Below are 21,796 nucleotides of genomic sequence, written 5' to 3' on the forward strand. Positions count from 1 at the left end.
TCACCGCACCGCGTGCGCGGTTTGCGAATCCGTCGTTGCGGCGGCTGCGTCGATTTCGCGCCAGGCCTGCGGCCTCACCTTGTCGCCGGCCGCAAACTTCTGAAAGCCCTCGACCACGACGCGGTCGCCGGCCTTCAGACCCTCGGTGACGAACCACTGGCCGCCTTGCAGCGAGCCGGTGCGTACCGGCTGCACCGCGACGAGATTGTCCTGCTTGACGACGAACACTTCGCTGCCGCCGCCGCCATTGCGCTGGATCGCCTGCTGCGGCACGGCGATGGCGTCGGTATCGATGCCCTGCTCGATTTGCACGCGCACATACATACCCGGCAGCAGGATGCGATCGGGATTTGGGAACTCGCCGCGCAACGTCACCTGCCCGGTATAGGCGTCGACCTTGGCGTCGGAGAACAACAGCTTGCCGGGCAGCGGATAGAGCGAGCCGTCGTCGAGCACGAGACGGACCTTCAGCGCATCGGGCGCGATGCGGTCGAGATCGCCGCTCTCGAAGGCGCGACGGAGCTGGTTCATTTCGGTGACCGACTGCTGGAAGTCGGCATAGATCGGATCGAGTTGCTGGATGGTCGCGAGGTTCGCGGTGTCGTTCTGCACCACCAGCGCCCCCTCGCTGACCAACGCCGCGCCGACAATGCCGTCGATCGGCGCACGAATGGTGGCATAGTCGAGATTGAGCTTCGCGCGCGCAACTTCGGCCTCGCGGCCCTGCACGTCGGCTTCGGCCTGCTTCAGCGCGGCGATCGCCTTCTCGTTCTCGGCTTCCGGCGCGGCGCGCTGGCTGGTCAACGTCGCGATGCGCCGTGCCTGCAGTGAAGCCTGTTCGAGCACGGCCTTGGCGCGCGCCAGTGCCGCCTCGGTGGACTGCAACTCCACTTCAAACGGGCGTGGATCAATCTGATACAGCGGATCGCCGGCCTTCACCTCGCTACCCTGGTGGAACATGCGGTTGACGATGATGCCGGAGACGCGCGGGCGCACGTCGGCGACTCGCGTCGGCGCGATGCGGCCCGGCAACTCGCGCAGCACCGCACGGGCCTGCGGTTTCACGGTGACAATGCTGACCTCGGGCTGGGACGTCTGCGCGGCAGCAGTTGCCGTGTTCGGTTCATCGCAGCCCGCAAGCAATGGCGATATTGCGGCCAGCACCAATGCAATGCATGCCGATCGCGTGCGAAGTCCAGACATCGAAAGGGTCGCCCCGAGTTGGTGTGAACAAAAAGTCTGCCGCGCAACGACTCGCAGCAGGTACAGTGAAAATAAAATCTGCTTGCTGCGACGCAATGCGTTTCGCGGCGGCTCATTGTCACACAAGCCTATCACACTGAATCTTCGGAAACTTTTTGGGACTCACCGGATTGTGAGCGGGTTCCATCGGAGGTCGTGGGAATGAATTAAGGAATGCGTGCGCGGGAACGCACGATTTGCGTCCGCACAACCGGGACGGGTAAGAATGTGCGCAATATGCCCGTCCGATTTCGGTAACCACACGCTCGCCCCGGTCGATCACCGCCTCGGTTCGAGCCAACTGGCTACCCCGCCTGCGATCAGAACCGAGGAAATCAGCGCGCTCAGCGTGGCCAGAAGGACCGGTCATTGGGAGGCCCGATTTTGAGCTTCGGGGTGTACTTTGGTGGGCGGGACTGGCTTTCCTGACTTTCCTCCCTCTACCGCTGTGCCATATTGCCTGCCGATGCGCCGCTTTGCGAATGGATGACCCGGCAATGCCCTCCTCCCGCTCCGACATGGAGATCGAACTCAGCAAGCTGTCCTCGCCCCGGATCTTCCTGGTGCGGATGCTGGTATTCCTGGTGCTCTGCGGCCTGGTCGGGGTCGTGCTCTACAAGCAGATCATCGTCGCCTTCTTCGCCAATCCCGGCCTGAACGCCCTGATCGGGGCGGTGCTCCTGATTGGCATCATTCTGGCGTTCCGGCAGGTGATTCGGCTCTACCCGGAAGTGGCCTGGGTCAATAATTTCCGCATCGCCGATCCCGGCCTTGCGATCGACCGCCGTCCCACCCTGCTGGCGCCGATGGCCGCGATCCTCGGCGGCGAGCGCTCTGGCCGGATGACCATCTCACAGCAGACCATGCGGCATCTGCTCGATTCGATCGCGACCCGCCTCGACGAGGCTCGCGACATCTCGCGCTATATGACCGGCCTGCTCGTCTTCCTCGGCCTGCTCGGCACCTTCTGGGGCCTGATCGAGACGGTCGGCTCGGTCGGCAAGGTGATCGACGGGCTGAAGGTCGGCGGCGACGCCGGCGCCCTGTTCGACACGCTGAAGGAGGGCCTTGCCGCCCCGCTCGGCGGCATGGGCATTTCGTTCTCGTCCTCGCTGTTCGGCCTCGCCGGCTCGCTGATCCTCGGCTTCCTCGATCTGCAGTCGAGCCAGGCCCAGAACCGCTTCTACACCGACCTCGAGGACTGGCTCGCAACCACCGTGCGCGGCATTTCCGGCGACGGTGTCGGCACGGGCGGCGGCGACATGCAGGGCGCCATCGACCGGCTGCGCAGCGCGCTGGAAGATGGCGGCGGCGGCCGCGGCACCACCGCTGCGATGGCCAATCTGGCCGAAGCGATCCAAGGACTGGTCGCGCATATGCGCACCGAGCAGCAGATGATCCGCGAATGGGCCGACGGCCAGGGCGAGCAGAACCGCGAGATCAAGCGGCTGCTCGAGCGCCTCGCGCGCCAGCCCGAGAAGAGCTAGGCAAGGAGCAAGCCCATGGCCCTCGCCCGCGCGCGCCGCAGCGAATCCGCTTTCAACTACTGGCCCGGCTTCGTCGACGCGCTGTCGACGCTGGTGCTGTCGATCGTGTTCCTGCTCTCGGTGTTCCTGGTCGTGCAATTCTTCCTGTCGCAGGAGGTGAGTGGCAAGGACAAGGCGCTGGAGCAGCTCAACGCCAAGATTGCGCAGCTCAACGATCTGTTGTCGCTGGAGAAGCTCGCCAAGCTGTCGATCGACGATCAGGTCGCGCAACTGCGTGCGGGCCTCGCTTCCGCCGAGGGCGAACGCGACCGCATCAAGGGGCTCTATGAGGGGCTCGCCAACGCCGGCAGCGACGCGCAGGGCCGCGCCAATGAACTCGGCAAGGCGCTCGAGTCCGAGAAAGCCGTCTCGACGCGCGCGCTCGCGCAGATCGAGGTGCTGAATCAGCAGATCAGCGCGCTGCGCCGTCAGCTCGCGGCGCTCGAAGAAGCGCTCGACGCTTCCGAAAAGCGCGACAAGGAATCGCAAGGGCGGATCGCCGATCTCGGCCAGCGGCTGAACGTCGCGCTGGCGCAGCGCGTGCAGGAGCTGTCGAAATACCGCTCGGAATTCTTCGGTCGGCTGCGCGCGATCCTCGGCAACCGCCCGGACATCCGCATCGTCGGCGACCGTTTCGTGTTCCAGTCCGAAGTGTTCTTCGACACCGGCCAGGCCACGCTCCTGCCCGAGGGCAAGACCGAGCTCGAGACGGTGGCAGGCGCGCTCGTCGATCTCGACAAGCAGATCCCGAGCGAGATTGCCTGGGTGCTGCGCGTGGACGGCCACACCGACATGCGGCCGATCAACAGCCCGCTGTTCAAGTCGAACTGGGAATTGTCGTCGGCGCGCGCGATCTCGGTGGTGCAGTATCTGGTTTCGCTCGGCGTCCCCGCGCAGCGCCTGGTCGCCGCCGGTTTCGCCGAATTCCAGCCGCTGGACGCCGCGCAGACCGAGGAAGCCTACAAGCGCAACCGCCGCATCGAGCTGAAGCTGACGGAACGCTGAGTGACTGGTGACTTCGAGCTTCGCCCCTATCGCACGGCCGACGAGGACGCGGCGATCGAACTATGGCGTCAGACCTGGCAGCAGGCCTACCCCTCGATCGATTTCCATGCGCGCGTGGCGTGGTGGCGCGAGCGCTGGCGGAGCGAGCTGGTGCCGAACGCCGAGATCATCGTCGGCGAGCAGGCCGGCGCGCTGATAGGCTTCGTGACCATCGACAAGACCGGCTACCTCGACCAGCTCGTGGTTGCTCCGGCGCATTGGGGCTCGCCGCTTGCGCGCGCGCTCGTCGACGAAGCCAAGCGCCTGTCGCCCGCTGGCATCACGCTGCTCGTCAACAAGGACAACGCCCGCGCCATCCGCTTCTACGAGCGCAACGGCTTTGAGCATGCGGGCAACGACGTCAATCCGACTTCGGGCCGACCGGTGCTGAAGATGGCGTGGACGCCGTGAAGCTGGTTGCGCGGCGGGAGCCGGTGCTCGATGGCCGGTTCGGGTCCAAACGCACCCTGCTGGGCTTTAGTACAACTTCATCCATAATCCTCGGATTGTTGATGCAATCTGTTGAGAAGGCCGCCGGCATTTGTCCGGCGGCCTCCGCGCTTAACGAGATCGCTGGCGGCACCCCGCTAGAGATCGATGCCGACAGCGATGTTACGGCCCTGTAGTTCGGCGATCTTCATTCCGTCAGCCTGCACCTGCGCGAACTCCGGGTCCTTTGCCACGGCCTGCTGCACCTTGCCGTAAACTTCCCAACTGGCGTAGCGCGTCGTAACCAGCCACTCTCCTGCCCAAGGGCCCGTGTGGAAACGAGACAGCCGAAGAAATTCCGCACCGTGTTTTTCAAAGATCTTCTTCGCCTGCCTGGCTATCTGGATCATTTCATCGGCCTTGTCGGTTTTGAAACGAGTAAATTGCACGATCGACATGGGGCTACCTCCATCGTGATGTAAAATGTCCAAGAGGCATGTATCGAGCGACGTTTGAGGAGCGAACCTCAATGCAATCTCGATGAAGGTCTGTCTTCATCGTCTTGATCTTGGTTCAGCCTCCGCAAGGAGCACAACGCCGCTGTTTGGTCAGTGACCTGGACCCTTTTTGCTCATTCACATAGCCAGAACCAGATGAAGAGAGTAACCTGAACCGCGTTCATATCGACCGGAGAGTGCCATGATTTTCGTTGCTTGGCTGGTCGTTTGGATCGCTCTATTCGCCATCGGAATCGCGCTTGTGTATTTGACCGGCGTTCGCATCGAGCGTTCTTCGCCGTCTGCGGCTGTCGTCTATCTTGTCGTGCTGGGCTGCGCAGTCCCGGTCGCCAGCTGGAGTGCGGCTCAGTATGTCGTGCAAATTGAGCAGGCGAGTTGCGAGGAACTGGACCCGAGCCCGGAGCGCCTGAACGGCGCATCGCTTTCGGAATTCCGAACCCGGTGTATTGCCACTCAGGACAACTCGGAATGGCTCGGCCGCCGGAAGCAGACGCTAGGCACGCTGTTCTGACGCGGCGCCTGGCACCGCGAAAGGGACTGGCGGGAGCCGGAACTCCTGCACCGGCACGGCAGGCCGACGCGCTGTCCGGAAGGTGCGGGTCCGGCTGAATCAGGACCAAGCGAACTGCGTTCGATCTAATCGCCTCGCCGGACGAAGTGGAGCTTGTTCCGTCGGGATCGCGTACATAAGCGCCATAATAATCGGGGGCATAAGATGAGCGGAGTCCGGGCGCACCTTCATCATGGCCGCCCGCGGCCAGCGCCGCCGCATGCGCGGCATCGACCGCGGAGCGGGATGGCGCGTTGAAAGCAACCATCCAACCGTTGCCCCAGGTGGCCGGTAGCCTGTTGATTGGCCGTCCGACCCAGAGCACGGCCACTTCACCCGGGCGCTGCCAGGACGCCCAATTGTCATACCGCACCGGACGTCGCTCTATTCCGAGCGGCTTGAGTACGGCGTCGTAGAACTCGATGGCTCGGACAAGATTTGTCGTCCCGATGGTGAGGTGGCTGAACATGATGCCTCCCGCTGAGTTCGCTCGCCGTCGGAATTTCGAAAATCACGCTACCTTGCAGATCGATCAAGAACTCGCATCGCTGGAGCCAGTGTCGGCACCTTCCGGCGAATGGCACCCGCCGTGCTGAAATGCACACTATAGGAGGGTGTCGATCCAAGCGGCAATGGGGACCGTGGTCAGGAGGCGCAATCTCGCGACGACTTGCGCGAGTCCGCATTGGATTCAAGAGCGGACATCTGTCGTTCTATGGACGCACGCGCCTTTAGGCCGCGCTGACAGGCCCCGCGGGAGGCTCGGCTGTCGGCTCTGGCACAACGAATTTGAGGCCGAAGGTCTTGCCGCGGCGCCACACCACCTCGCAGGTGTAGCGCTTGGAGTGATCGGCGAGCAGAACGAGGCCAAGCCGGTCCTTCACGTCGAAGATCATGTCCGTCACGATCTTGGCGCCGCCGGGCGAGACATCGACAACCGAGCACTGGCTCTCGGTCAGGCCATCGTCCACCGTGATCCACGCAGCGCGGTTGAGCTGGCGTCGCGGTTCGCGGCTGACTTTCACCCTTGCGCCATTGGTCGCCATCAGTGTTTGCCCTTGAGGATGTTGGGCACCGACGACATCGCTCGAAGCGACGACCGCTCGACGCACAACCGCTTCGAACACAATGCCCCTGCTCCGTAAAATCCGGCTTAGCGCGATCGCTTGAACTTTACCGGTTTGTTGCCCCGGCTCTTAAGCAAATCGACTCTTGCCCCTAAGTCAGTGGGATACCGATCGCGCGGAACGGTGCTGCCACACCCCTCTCGGCATAGACGGAGATACCCCGATACCAGCACTCGGATCCCGCGATATTTCCCTCGTCACATCCCAAAGTCGTATGCCAGTGGCCGGCGTGTGCCGCGAACAAAGTGGCGAGTTCTCTATGTCCTTTCGCAACGCCAACAGGACGTTCGAGGACTGCACGCCAGCCAGTGCGACGTGGTCAGGTCCGACATCGGCTACAAGCACCGCCGCATGAAGGAAAGCGCGTTCATCTTCCTGCGCACAACCTGGTCCGACTTGCGCATCCGTCTTGCGCCGCGTCCCGAGATCAGTGCGCGCGGCGCCGCCGATGCTCTGCTCGGCAGCCGGTGCGTCCCGGATCCGCAGATTGAAGGACGATGGCAAGCGGCCGCAACGGAAGCGGCGCGACTGGCTCGACGCGACTGCCGAGGAAAAAGTCAAGCGCGACTTTCCGGAATGGCGCGGTTGACGCGACCTTCCGCGACCGTGCAGGCTGTCGCCTCGCGCCGCTTGCCGTCTCGATCATCGGCCGTTTCGCTGCTATAATATGATGAAATGGTCTTTTCGGAGCGTGATCCATTCGGGTATTCCGGCGTTGGCTAGAACACCCGTACAATCCCGCGGAGATCCTTCCATGCCCGCTATCACCGAATGGAAAGTGCCGTCGGCCTTTCAGCCCCGTCCCGAGGATTACCGCTTCGACCTCGATCGCGCGCTGATGTCCGTGGTCGGGCTGCATTCGATCATTCCGCCCGATGCGTTCAGCGCGGAGACGCTTGGCACCGAGCGCGCCGGCAACGGCGTATTGATCGAGGACGGACTGGTGCTGACGATCGGATATTTGATCACGGAGGCTGAGGCCGTCTGGCTGCATCTCGGCGACGGTCGCGTGATCGAGGGACACGCGCTCGGCTTCGATTTCGAATCCGGCTTCGGCCTTGTGCAGGCGCTCGGCCGGCTCGACCTTGATCCGCTGCCGATCGGAACGTCGGCGGCGGCGCGGATCGGCGACAGCGTGGTGGTCGGCGGCGCCGGCGGCCGCACGCGCTCGGTCGCAAGCCAGATCGCGGCGAAGCAGGAGTTTGCAGGTTACTGGGAATATCTGCTGGACGAGGCGATCTTCACCTATCCGTCGCATCCCAATTGGGGCGGCACCGGACTGATCTCGAACACCGGCGAGCTCATCGGCATCGGCTCGCTGCAGCTCGAGCGCGAGCGCGCGGGCAAGGCCGAGCACGTCAACATGATCGTGCCGATCGACCTGTTGAAGCCGGTGCTGAACGACCTGCGCAGATTCGGCCGCGTCAACAAGCCGTCCCGGCCGTGGCTCGGCATGTATTCGACCGAAATCGACAACCGTGTCGTGGTGATCGGCATCGCGACCAAGGGGCCGGCGGCGCTCGCTGAGTTAAAGACCGGCGATGTGATCCTCGCGGTCGCCGGCGAAAAAGTGGCGAGCCAAGACAGCTTCTATCGCAAGCTCTGGTCGCTTGGCCCGGCCGGCGTCGATGTGCCGCTGACGGTCTATCACGAGGGCGTCACCTTCGACGTGACGCTGACCTCGACCGACCGCTCGAAACTGTTGAAAGCACCGCGGCTACATTGAGCGCGATGATTTGGCGATCGACCGCCCTGCCTTCTCTCCCGCTTGCGGGGTCGAGATGAGCGAGGCCGTGGTGGACGACATCGTAGCCGTGTTGCCGCCGCTGCTGCAGACCCTGGAATCGCTGTCCTTTGTCGCGCGCAATCTGAACCCGCCCGATTTCGACCGCGTGATGCAGATAGCGGGGGAGCCCGACGAGGCGCTGCAGGTGGTGCGGCCGCGGCTGGGCGATTGGCCGGAGAAATTCTCCGGCATCAAGTCGGCGCTCGAGGCCGCCGTCGACGCGGCGCTGGCCGGCTATGCCGGCTTGCGCGCGGTGCAGAATGGCCAAGGCGATCTTGTCGGCGTGTTCCGCGCGCTGCGCCATGCGCCCCGCGCGCAGGAAGCGTTGTATCCTCTGGCAGCACAATTGCCGCCCGTGAGCAGCTTCTTCATCGCGCCTGAATTGCGCGAGGATTCCGATCTGCTGGCGAAGCTCGCCGGGCCCGCGAACGACAATACGGGCGTCTTCCACGAGCAGAACGAGCCCGGCAGCCGCGGCGGCTTCTCGCTCTACGTGCCGGAATACTACAGGCCTGACCATTCCTGGCCGCTTGTGATGGCGCTGCATGGCGGCAGCGGCAACGGCCGGGGCTTCCTGTGGAGCTGGCTACGCGACGCCCGCAGCCGCGGCGCCATCCTGGTCGCGCCCACCGCGACGGGAAGCACGTGGGCGCTGATGGGCAACGACACCGACACGCCGAACCTCAACCGCATCCTCGACTACGTGCAGTCGCGCTGGCGCATCGACAACAGGCGCATGCTGCTCACCGGGATGAGCGACGGCGGTACGTTTTCCTATGTGAGCGGCCTCGAGGCCGCATCGCGCTTCACCCATCTCGCGCCTGTTGCCGCGACCTTCCATCCGCTGATGGCCGAGATGGCGGACGCCGATCGGCTGCGGGGCTTGCCGATCTTGATCGTCCACGGCCGGCTCGACTGGATGTTTCCGGTTCAGACAGCGCGGCAGACGCAGCAGTTGCTCGCGGCCGCCGGCGCCGACGTCGCCTATCGCGAACTCGACGACCTCAGTCATTGCTATCCGCGCGAGATGAACGCGGAGATCCTGCGATGGCTGAAGGGCGGATCAGCGAACGGCTGACACCTCCGCATTTCGCCTCAGACCAGGCCGCCGTTGGCGCGCAACGTCTGGCCGTTGATCCAGGAACCGTCCGGACCAGCGAGGAAGGAGACGACCGCCGCGATATCCTCGGGCGTGCCGAGCCGCTCCAAGGGATTGGCTTTCGCGAAGCGCTCGATCAACTCCGGAGACTTGCCGTGCAGGAACAGGTCGGTTGCGGTCGGGCCGGGCGCGACGGCGTTGACGGTGATCGAGCGGCCGCGCAATTCCTTTGACAGGATCGCGGTGAGCGATTCGATCGCGGACTTGGTCGCGACATAGATGCCGTAGGTCTCTAGCCTCGTGCCCACGACGCTGGTCGAGAAATTGATGATGCGCCCGCCGCTGCGCAAGCGCCGCGCCGCCTCGCGCATGGTGTTGAAGCTACCCTTGAGATTGACTGCGACCTGCTGGTCGAACAGCACGTCGTCGCTGTCCTCAATTTTTGCAAGCTTCATGATGCCGGCATTGTTGACGAGCACGTCGACAGCGCCGAAAGCAGCTTCCGCCGCGTCGAACAGGCCGCGCACCGCATTGGCGTCACTGACATCGGCTTTCACCATCAGCGCCCGGCCGCCCGCGGCCTCGATCTTGTTTGCGACGGCTTCGGCCGGCTTGGCGTCGCCAGAATAGTTGATCACCACGGCGAAGCCCTCCCTGGCGAGCCGTTCCGCAATCGCCGCTCCGATCCCGCGCGAGGCGCCCGTCACCAGCGCTGCCTTGATGGTCTGATTGGTCATTTTAAATCTCCCACTGATCGTGCGGAACAACCTTGCAATGGGGATACAATACGCTTCGGCGCTCTCCAGTTAATCATGCATTTTGCGGCAGGACTGTTCGCCATATCCGGACAATCGGACGCGCCGGTTGGATGCGTCGCGGGCGTAGGAGATGTAGCTGGCCGAACGCCGGAACCAGTTCCACTTCCGCGACGTTATCGATCCAACACCGGAGGACGTGCGATGCAGACCTTTTTCGGAATGATCCTGGGCGCTCTACTGCTTATTGGCGGCGTCTACGTCTATGATTCCATGCAGACGTCGAGCGTGGCAAATGGGCAGGTTGCGCAGACGAGCCGCACCATTGTCAACTGGGATGTCGCGCAACATGACTGGGATACGCTGAAGGCGCGGGCTCGTGAGGAATGGACGAAGGTCGCGTCGAAGTAACGTTAGTCGCCGAGCGGGAGCTAAAGCATGATCCGGTGCAGCGGTTTTCCCTCGCGACAAGCGCGTAGCGTTTGCGCGGAGATCATGCGGAAACGACGAGCTAAAGCGCGATGATGATTCATCCTGATCCCATCGCGCTTTGGTTGGAGGCTGATGCGCTGCGCGGCCTCCAGGGGACACCCTACTTGTTCTCGGTCTTCCGGCCCATATTGGCCTTGCGCGCATCGGCGATGACCCGCTCGAACTGGTCCATGCTCAGCGCGCCGGGGACACGGTATTTGCCGACGATGAAGGCCGGCGTGCCCTGAAAGCCGAATGCCATGGCCTGCTCGTGATTGCGCAACAGCAGCGCGTCGATCGCGCGCGCATTGGCGTCGAGATCCTTCCTGAGGCGATCCATGTCGACGCCGGCGCCGGAAAGCAGTTCGGGAATACGCGCCTCGGTGAGACGCGAGTTGGTCCCCATCATCGCGTCATGCGCGGCGAGAAACTTGTCCTGGTACCTTGCCGCTAGCGCCATCCGCGAGGCGACCTTGGACACCGGCCCCAGGATTGGCCAGTCCTTCATCACGTGGCGGACCTTGCCGTCGTCATGCACCACCTGCCGGATCTCCGGCTCGATTCTGCGGCAATAGGGACAGTTGTAGTCGAACCATTCGACGACGGTGATGTCGCCGTCCGGATTTCCCGCGGCGGGAATATCGGGGTCGCGCAGCACCTCGTCTTCCGTCAGGACAGTTTCTTTCTGCGCGCGGGCCGGTGCCATGGCGAGCAGAGCCATTCCGGCGCCGAACAGGCCGAGCGTGGCGCGGCGAGAGATGCCGAGGTTGTTTCGGGGTGATTTGATCGATCGGTTCATTGATAAGTCTCGCGAGGGCCTCTCGCCTTTCTTCGCTCCGTTAAACAAGTATGTTACGCGGCCGCGCACAGATCGCTACCACAATCACGACGGCCGCAAACACGGTATCGCGCCCGCGCCATTCCGGCATGCATGGCGGGTCGCCGGCAACGCATAGCGCCTCCGGTCTTTAGCACACCAGCCTCGACCACGCATGGTTGCGCAAGTGGCCATGCCGGACGCTGTTACCGCGATCTGCGGGAGCTCGCCGTCACACTTGTGTCGCAAGCTGCGCCGCGCCGCAGATCAGCGCGCCAGAAATGTTACGGCAATGGGAACCAGCCGCGACGTGATCCGTGTATTCGTCACGCCGGCACACCCATCTTCTCACGCGGCGCTGGCTGCTCGCGGCGTGGCAGCGCCATCAGCGTGCCGGTCATGATCGCGACCAGCGCCTCGACGCCGTCATGCACGGCATACGCCCTGCCCTCGCAGACCGTCAGCGTGCGGCCCGGCTTGACGACGGCGCCGCGGAACACGAACCGCTCGCCCCTGGCCGGGGCCAGCAGGTTGGTCTTGAACTCCACGGTGAGGATGTCGGATTCGGGGGACATCAGTGTGAAGGCTGCAATGCCGCAGGCATTGTCAAGACCTGCCGTGATGATTCCGGCATGAACAAACCCGTTCTGCTGGGTGAAATCGGGCGAATAGGGCATCGCGAGGTCGACCTCGCCGGGCTCCAGCCGCACAATCGAAATGCCGAGCGTCTTCATCGCGCGCTGGCGATCGAAGCTATCGGTCGCGACCGCGCGGTAATCCGGATGTTTCGGCTCAAAGCGCGTCATGGCCGTCACGCAGTCACGCCTTCCAGCGGTGCAAGGTGCTGCATGGCGGCGTAACGGATCGCAGGCGCGAATGGCACCGACTTTCGCGCCTTTCGGTCTACATGCACCCCGGTGATCTCGCAGGTTGCTGCAACCTCGCCGGTCTCGCCATTGCGCATCTCATGCAGGAAGCGGATCGACTTGTCGCGAATCTCGAGAAGCCGGCTCCTGATCTCGACGACGTCTCCGGCAAGCAGCTCGCGCTTGTAGGACAGGGTCTGCTGCACAGCGGCCATGCCTCGGCCGCACTCGCGCAAGTAGCTCGGCGTCAACCCAAGCCGCGTGAACAGATTCCAGTTCGCCTCGTCGAACTTGCCGACATACCACATGATGTTCATGTGGCCGACATGGTCGCACTGCCAGGGATAGACCGTGCCGCGATACGTCGCCTCGCCCACCATCCTGCGCTCTCCCGTGCTTCCTTGATACGGTAGCGTATCACAACCGAAGCAGGCTAGCAATACGGCACCGTATCAAAAATGGCAGGGAGCAGATGACTGACGGCAAGGGCGGCGGCTGGGTCACAGCCGGGTTTGCCGAGATCGCACGTTCCGGCATCGAGGGCGTGCGGGTCGAGGTACTGGCGAAGAATCTCGGCGTCACCAAGGGCGGCTTCTATCGCCGTTTCAGGGATCGTGCCGCGCTTCTCGACGCCATGCTCGCAAGCTGGCGCGACGGCCGCATTGCCGCGATCGAGAAGCAGACCGCGCTCGACGGCGCCACCGCGCGCGAGCGGCTGAAGGGGCTGATCAAGCTCTACTCGGAGCGCATGAACACCGAGGCGATGGCGATCGAGCTTGCGATCCGCAACTGGGCCCGCACCGACGAGGCCGCGGCAACGGCAGTCGCAAGCGTCGATGCTGCGCGGTTGAAGAATGTCGGCCAGCTCTATCGCGCGACCGGGTTACCGGCCGAGCAAGCCGATGCGAAATCCTTCCTGTTCTACTGCTTCATCTTCGGCCAGAGTCTTCTGTTCCTCGAACGCGGCGCGCACAAGCGCGCGCAGTTGCTGGCCAAATCGGCGGAGACGCTGCTCGACGACGGCAAATAAGCAAGCGGCCGGCATCACGCCGGCCGCCCGACATGCTGCTCCGATCAATTGCTCAGGCTGCGCCCTTCAGCCGCTTGGTGCATTCGCTGTAGTAGCCGCCGCCCTTCTGGATCCACTTCAGCCCGCCGTTGCCGCCGGCGGCCTTGTTCGCATTGTACTGGTCGACGCAGGTGTGCATGCGCGCCTTGCCGGCCGTCTCCTTGGCGTATTTCGGATCGACCGCGGTCGGATAGATCGCGGGGCCTGCTGCTGCGGCCGGAGCTGCCGCGGGCGCTGCTTCCTTCTTGGCTTCCTTCGGCGCGGCCGGAGCGGGCGCGGCAGCGGCAGGAGGCGGTGCTGCGGGAGCGGCGGCCGGCGTCGCGTCGGCGCCGCACTGCGCTTTGCGGAAATCGTTCCACTTCTGGCCGTTGAGGGTGCCGGCCGCCTTGGCAGCCTGGTACTTGGCGCTGCATTCCTGCGTCGTCAGGGCCTGCGCCGGCGCGGTCGCCACGAAGGCTGCAAAGCCCGACACCGCAATCACGCTCAACAATCTCGTTTGGATGGTCATCCTTGGTCTCCCTTGGGGGGCATTGACGTAAGACCGTCATCCTAGCGCAACCGGAACTTGCGACAACGCATGAGACCACCGGCCAATCAAAATATTGTGGCGCCGAGAACGCCGCATGTTCATCCGCGGTTCAGCATCGTCGCGCAACGTTCGCGCCTCCCTTCTCTAGAGGTGCCTCATGACGAAGATTTCCGCGCTCGCGACCGCAACTGCCATCGCCTCCCTGCTGCTGATCGGTTCGGCCGTCGCGCAGACCCCTGCACCAGCGGCCAAGGACGCCGCTGCACCCAAGACCGAGACCAAGGCGCCAGCCGAGAAGAAGCAGCGTAGCGCTACATCGCTCGAGTGCTCCAAGGAAGCCGACGCCAAAGGCTTGCACGGCAAGGAGCGCAAGAAATTCCGCTCCGAATGCAAGAAGGAAAAGGCAGCCGCCTCGCAACCCGCCGCGAAGTAATTTGAGTGTTACCCTCCCCTTGAGGGGAGGGTAGGTTCACTTCGTCAAACGTTTTCCCCGCGCAATGCTGCAATCGCGAGATGCATTTGTCGCGCGGGTATGGATTTGCCATAAGACGGCGTGACCCTGATCCGCGCTTCGATGGCGTCAGCCATTCCCGACCGCTCCAAAGTCCTGAACGGGCTCGAGACCCTCGTCATCGGCGCCGCTGGCGGTTTGCTGTTTTTATGGGCGGAGCTGCCAGGAGGACTGATCTCCGGCGCGATGTCCGCGGTCGCCATCGCCGCGCTGATGGGCCGGCCGCTCGCGGTGCCGCCGGTGCTGACGCAGGCGGTGCTGTTGCTGCTCGGCATCTCGCTGGGATCGCTGGTGTCGCAGCAACTGCTCCAGCACATGAGCTCCTATCCGCTCACCATCGGCCTCTTGGCGCTTGCGACCTTCTGCTCGACCTTCGGCTCGAGCTTTTACCTGCAGCACGTCCACGGCTGGGATCAGACCTCGGCGTTCCTCGCCGGCAGTCCTGGCGCGCTGTCGCAAATCACCGTCCTCGCCGCGGAGAAGGGCGCCGACGTCGCGGCGATCGCTGTGGTGCAGACCATCCGCGTGATCATTCTGACCGCGGCGCTGCCGCTCGTGCTGGCATTGAGCGGAGTGACCCACGCAGCACCGCCGCCGCTGCCGACCGCGGCTGCGTCCCCGCCCGGCCTCGCGGTGCTGATCGCGGCCTCGATCGGCGTCGCGCTGTTGCTGCGCCGGGTCAAATTTCCGGCGAGTTGGATGTTCGGCGCGATGCTCGCCTCAAGCCTGCTGCACGGTGCCGGCGTGGTCGATGGCGGCCTGCCGCCCTGGATCCGCAACGTCGCGCTGGTCGGAATCGGCGCCCTGATCGGCAGCCGTTTCGCGCGGATGAAAATTTCGACCCTGCTCAGCCATGTCAATGCCGGCCTCGGCTCGTTCGTGATCGCGATTCTCATCTCCGCGATTTTCGTCGCGGTGATCGCCTTTGCCACCCACGTGCGCCTCGGCGACATCGTCGTCGCCTTTGCCCCCGGCGCGATGGACGCGATGCTCGCGCTGGCGTTGACGCTGCACATCGACCCGATCTTCGTCGGCGCGCATCATCTGTCGCGCTTTGTATTCGTCACGATCACGACGCCGGGTATCATCCATCTGTTCGGACGGCCGCAGGACGATGTGGACGATTAGGTCGTCGAGGGCGAACGAAAACTCAGGCCTTCGCCGTCCTCGCCACGCCCCACGCCGCGAGCGCGGCCATCAGGAGCGAGATCAGCACGTTGTAGCCCGCAAGCGAGAGCCCGAGGAAGCGCCATTGCACCTCGTCGCAACGGACCACCTTCACGGTCTCGAGCCGCTCCAGAAGATTGCCGGCGCTGCCAAGATTGACGATCGGGCCGGAGCAGTCGGTCGGCCCCTGCCAAAATCCCCATTCGACGCCGGCGTGATAGGTGGCGAGCCCGGCGTTCGCCAGCGCGGCGAGTCCGAGGATCGCAAGTCCGGCGAGCAGCAGCGGCCGCGGCGCGCCCCGCCCCGCCGCGAACGCCACCAGTACGCCGAGCGGGACTGCGAGATAGTGGGCGTAGCGCTGTTCGAGACACAGCGGACAGGGCAGGATCTCCAGCACGAGTTGGAAGAACCAGGCCCCGGCGAGCGTCGCCGCCGCGATCAGGGCAATCGCCGAGGCCGCCACGAGCGCGGGATTGCCCGCTGCGGTCCCTTGCGAGGTGTCGGCGGTGGCGAGCGTCACGGCTGGTCTCCTGCGAGCATGGTCATATAAGCCAATACCGGATTTGTGCGCGATCGGGTTGGTATCTCTCTGAAACAGGGCCGTCGAGGCAAGCGACAATCACATCCGCGCGGGTTGACCGGAACAGATCGACCGCTATAGTCCGCCGGCTTCGCGACCGGGCCCTCACACCCCGCATCACGAAGGCCCCTGTGGCGGAACTGGTAGACGCGCTCGACTCAAAATCGAGTTCCGCAAGGAGTGCTGGTTCGATTCCGGCCAGGGGCACCAACTAGGCTGTTCAAGCACGTTCCGAAGCGTCCGCAACCGTCCGCCCTGTGCTCCGAAGCCCTTGAGAAAAAGGCACTTCCACGTACATCGGCGTTCATCACCGTTTGTTCTCATCCGATCCCAGCCGTCCGATTTGTTGGTATTTTTATTGGTATCGGGAGAACAAACGTTCACGGCGACTTTCGCAATTCCGAACCAAGGAATTGAGCAGATGGCCCGCAAGAACGGTGGCGCGTGCGCCAACCCCAAGCAGGTCAGGACTGACGTCGACTGCCCCGCCGCCCGACCGAAATTCGACAACGGCGCGCGAAGCCCCGCCAAGATTTCCGACGTGACCGGCGGACGGCAAAGACCGAGCAGCGTGGAGCGTCAGCCTCTCTGAACCAGGGGGTGGCATCGAACTCAATGCAGCGGACACTATCGGAGGTATGGCAACTCGCGTGGATCATTACTTCCTCCATTCGCCGGCCAGCAACCAGCGCTGACATCGCGTTTGACAGTCTCACATCGCCGCCTCGCACGCTCTCAGGCTTTGACCAGGTCCCCCAGCAGGTTCGCCGCCACCGTCAGCTTGGCGAGTGTCAGGCCGCTAGCAGCAATCTCCTCGACCGAGCGGCGGATGCGCGTCGCTTCGGGATGGGCCGCGAGCCAGGTCTCCACGGCCTGCTGCCCGGACTGGCCGCTTGCCAACATATCCGCGACAAGTCTTCTTTCGGCGCCAGCGATCTGCTCGACGGCGCGATCGATGGCCATGCGCTCGAAATAATCGTTCGCCGGCACGCTGCGTGCGGCCGCGGTGATCCGGTCGAGACGGAAATTCGCCTGGGCGGCGAAGAAAGTCGCGGCGGCGTCGCCGATCGGGCGAGTGGTACGCTCCGCAACCGTCACGATATCGGGTGCCGAGACCAGAGCGTCGAGATCGGCGAGTTCGCCGGCAAGGCCGGCCGGGACACCGGCATCGGTCAGGTCCTGCCGACGCTTGGCACGTGCGCCCTGCAAGTCCGGCGGCAGGGCGGTGTCGAGCCCGGCGACGATCTGGCGGATAGCCGGACCGAAGCGCGCGACGACGGCCTCCAGCCCGTCCTTGAAATCGACATTGCGCACGTACCAGACCATGCGGGAAAGCAGGAGGTCTTGCACAGAAGCGTAGAGGGACAGCTGCACTTGGCCGTCGATGCAGGTATCGAGTGCATCGATCGCGTCATTGAGCCACTTCAGTCCGTAGCATTCATCTACCGCCACGTAGGCCATGACGATGGTAGGGATATCGGCGTCCGTCTCGTCGATCAGGCGCACCACACAGCCGGGGCCGCCGCGGTTGATCACCGCATTGGCGAGGCTGGTCGCGATGATTTCCCGCCGCAGGCGATGGATTTCGACCGCGGTCGGGAATTTGTCTTGAACCTCGCGCGGAAAATACTGAGAGAGTTCGCGGGCAAGATAGGGATCATCGGGCACGCTGGTGGCGAGCAGGTCATCATAGAGAGTCAGCTTGGCGTAGGCGAGCAACACCGCGAGCTCGGGCCGCGTCAGGAACTGGCCGCGCCGTGTGCGCTCGGTGAGAGCCGCGTCATCGGGCAAGAACTCCACCGCGCGGCTGAGCAAACCGCGCTGCTCGAGCGACTGCATCAGGCGGGCGAGGAAGCCGGTCTCGGCCACGCCCTTGCGCTCGGCGAGCGAGAGCGCCAGCGTCTGCAGATAGTTGTTGCGCAGCACCAGCGCGCCGACCTCGTCAGTCATCGCGGCAAGCAGGTTGTTGCGGTCAGTAGGGCTGAGGCGCCCCTCGCGCTCCAGGCGCGCCAGCGCGATCTTGATGTTGACCTCGACGTCGGACGTATTCACGCCGGCCGAATTGTCGATCGCGTCGGTGTTGAGCTTGACGCCCTTCTGCGCCGCTTCGATGCGGCCGCGCTGGGTGACGCCGAGATTGGCGCCTTCGCCGATCACCCGAGCGCGAACATCGCTGCCGGTGATGCGGATCGGATCGTTAGCGCGGTCGCCGGCCTGATCATCGCTCTCTGCCGATGCGCGGATATAGGTGCCAATGCCGCCAAACCAAAGGAGGTCCGCGCGCGCCTTCAGGATCGCCGTCATCACCTCGAAAGGCGTGGCTTGCGGCTTGTCGAGATCAAGTAGGGTGCGCACCTCGGGAGCGAGCGGGATCGCCTTGAGCTGGCGCGAGAACACGCCGCCGCCTTGCGAGATCAGTGACTTGTTGTAGTCCTGCCAGCTCGATCGCGGCAGGTCGAACAGGCGCCTGCGTTCGGCGAAGCTGATTGCCGGATCGGGGGACGGATCGATGAAGATATCGCGGTGATCGAAAGCCGCCACGAGCCTTGTCGCCGGCGAGAGCAGCATGCCGTTGCCGAAGACGTCGCCGGACATGTCGCCCACGCCCACGGCGGTGAATGGCATCGTCTGGATGTCGGTGCCGAGCTCGCGGAAGTGCCGCTTGACTGCCTCCCAGGCGCCGCGTGCCGTGATCCCCATCTTCTTGTGGTCGTAGCCCTGGCTGCCGCCGGAGGCGAAGGCGTCGCCGAGCCAATGGTTCTTCTCGGCTGAGATCGCGTTGGCGACGTCGGAGAAGGTGGCGGTGCCCTTGTCGGCGGCAACGACCAGGTAAGGGTCGTCACCGTCATGGCGCACGGTGGATTCGGGCGGCACGACGATGTCGCCATCGAGATTGTCCGTGAGTTCGAGCAGCGAGCGAACGAAGATGCGATACGCTTCGGTGCCTTCTGCGAGCCAGGCATCGCGATTGGAAGGCGGAGGCAGCCGTTTGGGCACGAAGCCGCCCTTGGCGCCGACCGGCACGATCACGGCGTTCTTGACCTGCTGCGCTTTCACCAGGCCGAGAATCTCGGTGCGGAAATCCTGCGGCCGGTCGGACCAGCGCAAGCCGCCGCGTGCGACCTTGCCGAAGCGCAGGTGGATACCTTCGACACGAGGTGAATAGACGAAGATTTCGTAGAGAGGTCGTGGAGCGGGCAGGTCGTCGATCCGGCGCGCATCGAACTTGAAGGAGATCACCGGACGCGGATGTCCATCCTCGCCGATCTGCCACAGATTGGTGCGGATGGTTGCCTGCACCAGATTGGTGAAGCGGCGCAGGATGCGGTCTTCGTCGAGCGAGGCGACGGATTTGAGCTGCTCCTCGACCTCGGCGAGCAGGGCCACCTCGCGTGCCGAGCGCTCGGCGTCCGTTGTGGCGAGGCGCGGATCGAGGCGGGTCTGGAACAGCGCGACGAGGTTGGCCATGATCGCGGCGTTCTTGCGCAGGGTTTCCCACATGTAATCCTGGGTAAACGGAGCGCGGATCTGGTGCAGATAGCGTGACAGCGCCCGGATGGTCGAGACTTCCCGCCAGCCCAGGGCGGTGCGCAGGATCAGGGCATTATAACCATCGGATTCGGCGCGATCGCCGACCACCGCCATGATCGAGGCTTCCAGACGATGGCTGAATTCCGGGCTGATCGCGATCGGCTGGCCGTCGCTGGTCTCGATCGTCATGTCGTGAAGCCAGACCGGCGGAGGCGCCGGCATGGCGCGGGGGGCAATCTGATAGGTGCGCTCGTTGACCACGCGCAAGCCGTGATTTTCGATCACGGGCACGCGATAGGATAACGACAGGGGCGCGCCGTGCGAGAATACCTTCAATGCGAAGCGCCGGGAATCGCCCTCGCTTTCATCGCGGTGAACGGAAATCGCCACCGGATGCGTTGGCGTGAGCCTTTCGATGGTGGCGATGTCGGCGATCGCCTGTTCCGCGCCGAACACCTCGGTATAGCCGCCGCTAAAGGCCTGGGCATATCGGCTGGTGAGCATGCGCGCCCGCATGCCGTCGGTCGACGCGGCGAGCGCGCCCTTCAGCTTGTCGGCCCAGGTCGCAGCGATGGCGCTGATCCCGGCTTCGAGGGTGGCGCGCTCGACGGTGGGAGTTTCGCCTTCATAGCGTCCGATGATGTAGTGGACGCGCGCGAGCGCCCCTTCAGGGAATGAAACGTAGGAGGCTGACAGGGTCCCCCTGTAGGCCTGCGACAGGAAGGCACCGACGCGCATGCGGACGTCAGTGTCGTATTTCTCGCGCGGGATGAACGTGAGAATGGAGACGAAGCGATCGAACTTGTCGACCCGCGCCAGCGCCCGGACGCGCGGGCGCTCGTAGAGGATCAGAATCTCTATGACGAAATTGTAGAGAGTGTCGACGTCGATCTGGAACAGTTCGTCACGTGGATATTCTTCGAGGATATGCATGAGTGCCTTGCCCGAATGACCGCTCGGGTCGAAGCCCGCGCGCTGGAGCACCCGCGAGACCTTGTGGCGGACATAAGGAATCTGTCGCACCGAGCGGGTATAGGCGCCCGAGGTGAACAGGCCGACGACGCGCAATTCGCCCTCGAGCCGGCCGTCGGGCGTATAGAGCTTGATACCCACATAGTCCATCCGGATGCGGCGATGAACGCGGCTACTGACATTGGCCTTGATGACGATCAGCAGGGTCGGCTCGCGCATAAACTCGCGAATTTCCGGCGTCATCACCACCATTTCGCTGCCGCGGCGCAGGACCTTCACGTCGGGATCGCGCAAGATCCCGAGTCCTTCGCCGGTAGTAATGTCGTCGGACGCGTCGCTGTCGGGCGAGAAGCGATATTCGCGCACGCCCAGGAAAGTGAAATTGTCCGCGCAGAGCCATTGCAGGAACTGGTTGGCTTCGGCGACCTCGTCGATCGGCAGTGGCGGCGGATTGGAAGAGAAAGTCTTGATCGCTTCTTCGACGCGGTCACGCATGGCGCGCCAGTCGGTGACGCAGGCGCGGACGTCGTTCAACGTCCTGGTGAGGCCGTCGATCAGCTTCTGGCGATCAACGTCGGCGTCCAGGCGGGTGATGTGGAGATGAATCAAGCTTTCGCGCGTCCCCCTTGCTCCCTCCGGCAGTGCTTCGCCATAGAAACGGAGCAGTTTGCCCTGGTCGTCACGCTCCACGGCGATGATCGGGTGAGCGACGAGGCTGACTTCGATGCCCTGCTCGGCAAGTTCCGTCATGGTGGAATCGAACAGGAAAGGCATGTTGTCGTTGAGAATCTCCAGCACGGAAATCTCGCGCCCGCCCGGCAGCACCGGATTGACGACGCGAATATCGGCGCCACCGGCCGTGCGCCGCTGCACATGTTCCCAGGCTTGCTCTGCCAGGAGGGCAAGCGATGCGGCGTCGTAATTGGCGAGATCCTCGATATTGGTATAGCCGAACAAGGGCTCGGCAAAGGCCCGCGGGCTCTTGCCCGGCTGCACGCTGCCCGCTGCATCGCGGATCAGTGTTACCCGGGCCCTGTCGTCTCGCCACGCCATTGTATCCTCCATTTGCCGTGCCGTCCGACCGCCGTCGCGATCATCAGCTTGATTCTGGAGTGCATCTGTTCGAGGGGCGTCGCCTTCCGCGATCGGCGCGTTACACAAATCCCGGTCCCAAAGCTTCGACCGCTTGCAACGACGATACTACGAT

22 protein-coding genes and 1 tRNA gene are annotated in these 21,796 nt (G+C 64.0%); 13 read left to right on the forward strand and 10 right to left on the reverse strand.

Annotated features, from left to right (window positions below):
• Positions 1-1,203: an efflux RND transporter periplasmic adaptor subunit gene (locus JQ553_RS25370; protein ID WP_212502769.1), complete on the reverse strand. Its 1,203-nt coding sequence runs from the start codon at positions 1,201-1,203 to the stop codon at positions 1-3.
• A gap of 536 nt (positions 1,204-1,739) precedes the next feature.
• Here JQ553_RS25370 and JQ553_RS25375 point away from each other — a divergent pair.
• Genes JQ553_RS25375 through JQ553_RS25390 form a run of 4 tightly spaced genes read left to right on the forward strand, consistent with a single transcriptional unit; the run spans position 1,740 to position 4,438 of the window.
• A complete protein-coding gene (locus JQ553_RS25375; RefSeq protein WP_249144582.1) occupies positions 1,740-2,729 on the forward strand; it encodes a flagellar motor protein MotA in 990 nt (329 codons plus the stop codon).
• 15 nt (positions 2,730-2,744) lie between these two features.
• Positions 2,745-3,773 carry a peptidoglycan -binding protein gene (locus JQ553_RS25380; protein WP_212502770.1) on the forward strand — a complete coding sequence of 343 codons (1,029 nt, stop codon included), beginning with the start codon at positions 2,745-2,747 and terminating at the stop codon, positions 3,771-3,773.
• Positions 3,774-4,223 (forward strand): GNAT family N-acetyltransferase, encoded by a 450-nt coding sequence (locus JQ553_RS25385; protein WP_212502771.1) that lies wholly within the window; start codon positions 3,774-3,776, stop codon positions 4,221-4,223. It abuts the gene before it with no gap.
• Positions 4,211-4,438, forward strand: coding sequence for a hypothetical protein (locus tag JQ553_RS25390; RefSeq protein WP_212502772.1), 228 nt, complete (start codon positions 4,211-4,213; stop codon positions 4,436-4,438). Before JQ553_RS25385 ends, JQ553_RS25390 begins: the two co-directional genes overlap by 13 nt.
• Here the strand turns inward: JQ553_RS25390 and JQ553_RS25395 are convergent.
• Positions 4,400-4,699 (reverse strand): hypothetical protein, encoded by a 300-nt coding sequence (locus JQ553_RS25395; RefSeq protein WP_212502773.1) that lies wholly within the window; start codon positions 4,697-4,699, stop codon positions 4,400-4,402. The two genes, JQ553_RS25390 and JQ553_RS25395, sit on opposite strands and share 39 nt — an antisense overlap.
• Positions 4,700-4,940: 241 nt before the next feature.
• On the opposite strand from JQ553_RS25395, the gene JQ553_RS25400 reads away from it, so the two are divergent.
• Complete coding sequence (locus tag JQ553_RS25400; RefSeq protein WP_212502774.1) at positions 4,941-5,270, forward strand: hypothetical protein; 330 nt, start codon at positions 4,941-4,943, stop codon at positions 5,268-5,270.
• A gap of 770 nt (positions 5,271-6,040) precedes the next feature.
• Here the strand turns inward: JQ553_RS25400 and JQ553_RS25405 are convergent.
• Positions 6,041-6,355 (reverse strand): PilZ domain-containing protein, encoded by a 315-nt coding sequence (locus tag JQ553_RS25405; RefSeq protein WP_212502775.1) that lies wholly within the window; start codon positions 6,353-6,355, stop codon positions 6,041-6,043.
• An 835-nt stretch (positions 6,356-7,190) separates the two neighbouring features.
• Between JQ553_RS25405 and JQ553_RS25410 the strand changes: the two genes are divergently transcribed.
• Together JQ553_RS25410 and JQ553_RS25415 are read left to right on the forward strand one after the other, a co-directional pair.
• Positions 7,191-8,162, forward strand: coding sequence for a S1C family serine protease (locus JQ553_RS25410; protein ID WP_212502776.1), 972 nt, complete (start codon positions 7,191-7,193; stop codon positions 8,160-8,162).
• Positions 8,163-8,217: 55 nt separating this feature from the next.
• Positions 8,218-9,300 (forward strand): dienelactone hydrolase family protein, encoded by a 1,083-nt coding sequence (locus JQ553_RS25415; protein WP_212502777.1) that lies wholly within the window; start codon positions 8,218-8,220, stop codon positions 9,298-9,300.
• 17 nt (positions 9,301-9,317) lie between these two features.
• Here the strand turns inward: JQ553_RS25415 and JQ553_RS25420 are convergent, their stop codons facing one another.
• Complete coding sequence (locus JQ553_RS25420) at positions 9,318-10,058, reverse strand: SDR family oxidoreductase (RefSeq protein WP_212502778.1); 741 nt, start codon at positions 10,056-10,058, stop codon at positions 9,318-9,320.
• A 222-nt stretch (positions 10,059-10,280) separates the two neighbouring features.
• Here JQ553_RS25420 and JQ553_RS25425 point away from each other — a divergent pair, with 222 nt between their 5' ends.
• Complete coding sequence (locus tag JQ553_RS25425) at positions 10,281-10,487, forward strand: hypothetical protein (RefSeq protein WP_212502779.1); 207 nt, start codon at positions 10,281-10,283, stop codon at positions 10,485-10,487.
• 181 nt (positions 10,488-10,668) lie between these two features.
• Here JQ553_RS25425 and JQ553_RS25430 read toward each other — a convergent pair whose 3' ends face one another.
• From JQ553_RS25430 to JQ553_RS25440, 3 genes are all read right to left on the reverse strand, one after another.
• The gene (locus JQ553_RS25430; protein ID WP_212502780.1) at positions 10,669-11,346 is read right to left on the reverse strand and encodes a DsbA family protein; all 678 of its coding nucleotides are present in this window, start codon (positions 11,344-11,346) and stop codon (positions 10,669-10,671) included.
• Positions 11,347-11,690: 344 nt separating this feature from the next.
• A complete protein-coding gene (locus JQ553_RS25435; protein WP_212502781.1) occupies positions 11,691-12,170 on the reverse strand; it encodes a PaaI family thioesterase in 480 nt (159 codons plus the stop codon).
• A gap of 5 nt (positions 12,171-12,175) precedes the next feature.
• The gene (locus tag JQ553_RS25440) at positions 12,176-12,610 is read right to left on the reverse strand and encodes a thioesterase family protein (protein ID WP_212502782.1); all 435 of its coding nucleotides are present in this window, start codon (positions 12,608-12,610) and stop codon (positions 12,176-12,178) included.
• Positions 12,611-12,702: 92 nt separating this feature from the next.
• Between JQ553_RS25440 and JQ553_RS25445 the strand changes: the two genes are divergently transcribed.
• A complete protein-coding gene (locus JQ553_RS25445; RefSeq protein ID WP_212502783.1) occupies positions 12,703-13,260 on the forward strand; it encodes a TetR/AcrR family transcriptional regulator in 558 nt (185 codons plus the stop codon).
• A 52-nt stretch (positions 13,261-13,312) separates the two neighbouring features.
• On the opposite strand, the gene JQ553_RS25450 is transcribed toward JQ553_RS25445, so the two are convergent.
• Positions 13,313-13,807, reverse strand: coding sequence for a hypothetical protein (locus JQ553_RS25450; RefSeq protein WP_212502784.1), 495 nt, complete (start codon positions 13,805-13,807; stop codon positions 13,313-13,315).
• Positions 13,808-13,985: 178 nt separating this feature from the next.
• Between JQ553_RS25450 and JQ553_RS25455 the strand changes: the two genes are divergently transcribed.
• Positions 13,986-14,261 (forward strand): PsiF family protein, encoded by a 276-nt coding sequence (locus JQ553_RS25455; RefSeq protein ID WP_212502785.1) that lies wholly within the window; start codon positions 13,986-13,988, stop codon positions 14,259-14,261.
• Between the two features lie 120 nt (positions 14,262-14,381).
• Entirely contained in the window at positions 14,382-15,467 is a 1,086-nt protein-coding gene (locus tag JQ553_RS25460) for an AbrB family transcriptional regulator (RefSeq protein WP_409363091.1), read from the forward strand.
• Between the two features lie 22 nt (positions 15,468-15,489).
• On the opposite strand, the gene JQ553_RS25465 is transcribed toward JQ553_RS25460, so the two are convergent.
• Positions 15,490-16,026, reverse strand: a complete 537-nt coding sequence (locus tag JQ553_RS25465) for a disulfide bond formation protein B (RefSeq protein ID WP_312015198.1) — start codon at positions 16,024-16,026, stop codon at positions 15,490-15,492.
• Positions 16,027-16,211: 185 nt separating this feature from the next.
• Here JQ553_RS25465 and JQ553_RS25470 point away from each other — a divergent pair.
• Together JQ553_RS25470 and JQ553_RS25475 are read left to right on the forward strand one after the other, a co-directional pair.
• Positions 16,212-16,296 (forward strand) — tRNA-Leu (locus tag JQ553_RS25470).
• 211 nt (positions 16,297-16,507) lie between these two features.
• The gene (locus JQ553_RS25475) at positions 16,508-16,678 is read left to right on the forward strand and encodes a hypothetical protein (RefSeq protein ID WP_212502978.1); all 171 of its coding nucleotides are present in this window, start codon (positions 16,508-16,510) and stop codon (positions 16,676-16,678) included.
• 143 nt (positions 16,679-16,821) lie between these two features.
• Here JQ553_RS25475 and JQ553_RS25480 read toward each other — a convergent pair whose 3' ends face one another.
• Entirely contained in the window at positions 16,822-21,654 is a 4,833-nt protein-coding gene (locus JQ553_RS25480; protein WP_212502786.1) for an NAD-glutamate dehydrogenase, read from the reverse strand.
• Positions 21,655-21,796: the final 142 nt, after the last annotated feature.

Origin of the sequence: Bradyrhizobium lablabi (assembly GCF_018131005.1) — a bacterium.
Taxonomy (GTDB): domain Bacteria; phylum Pseudomonadota; class Alphaproteobacteria; order Rhizobiales; family Xanthobacteraceae; genus Bradyrhizobium; species Bradyrhizobium lablabi_D.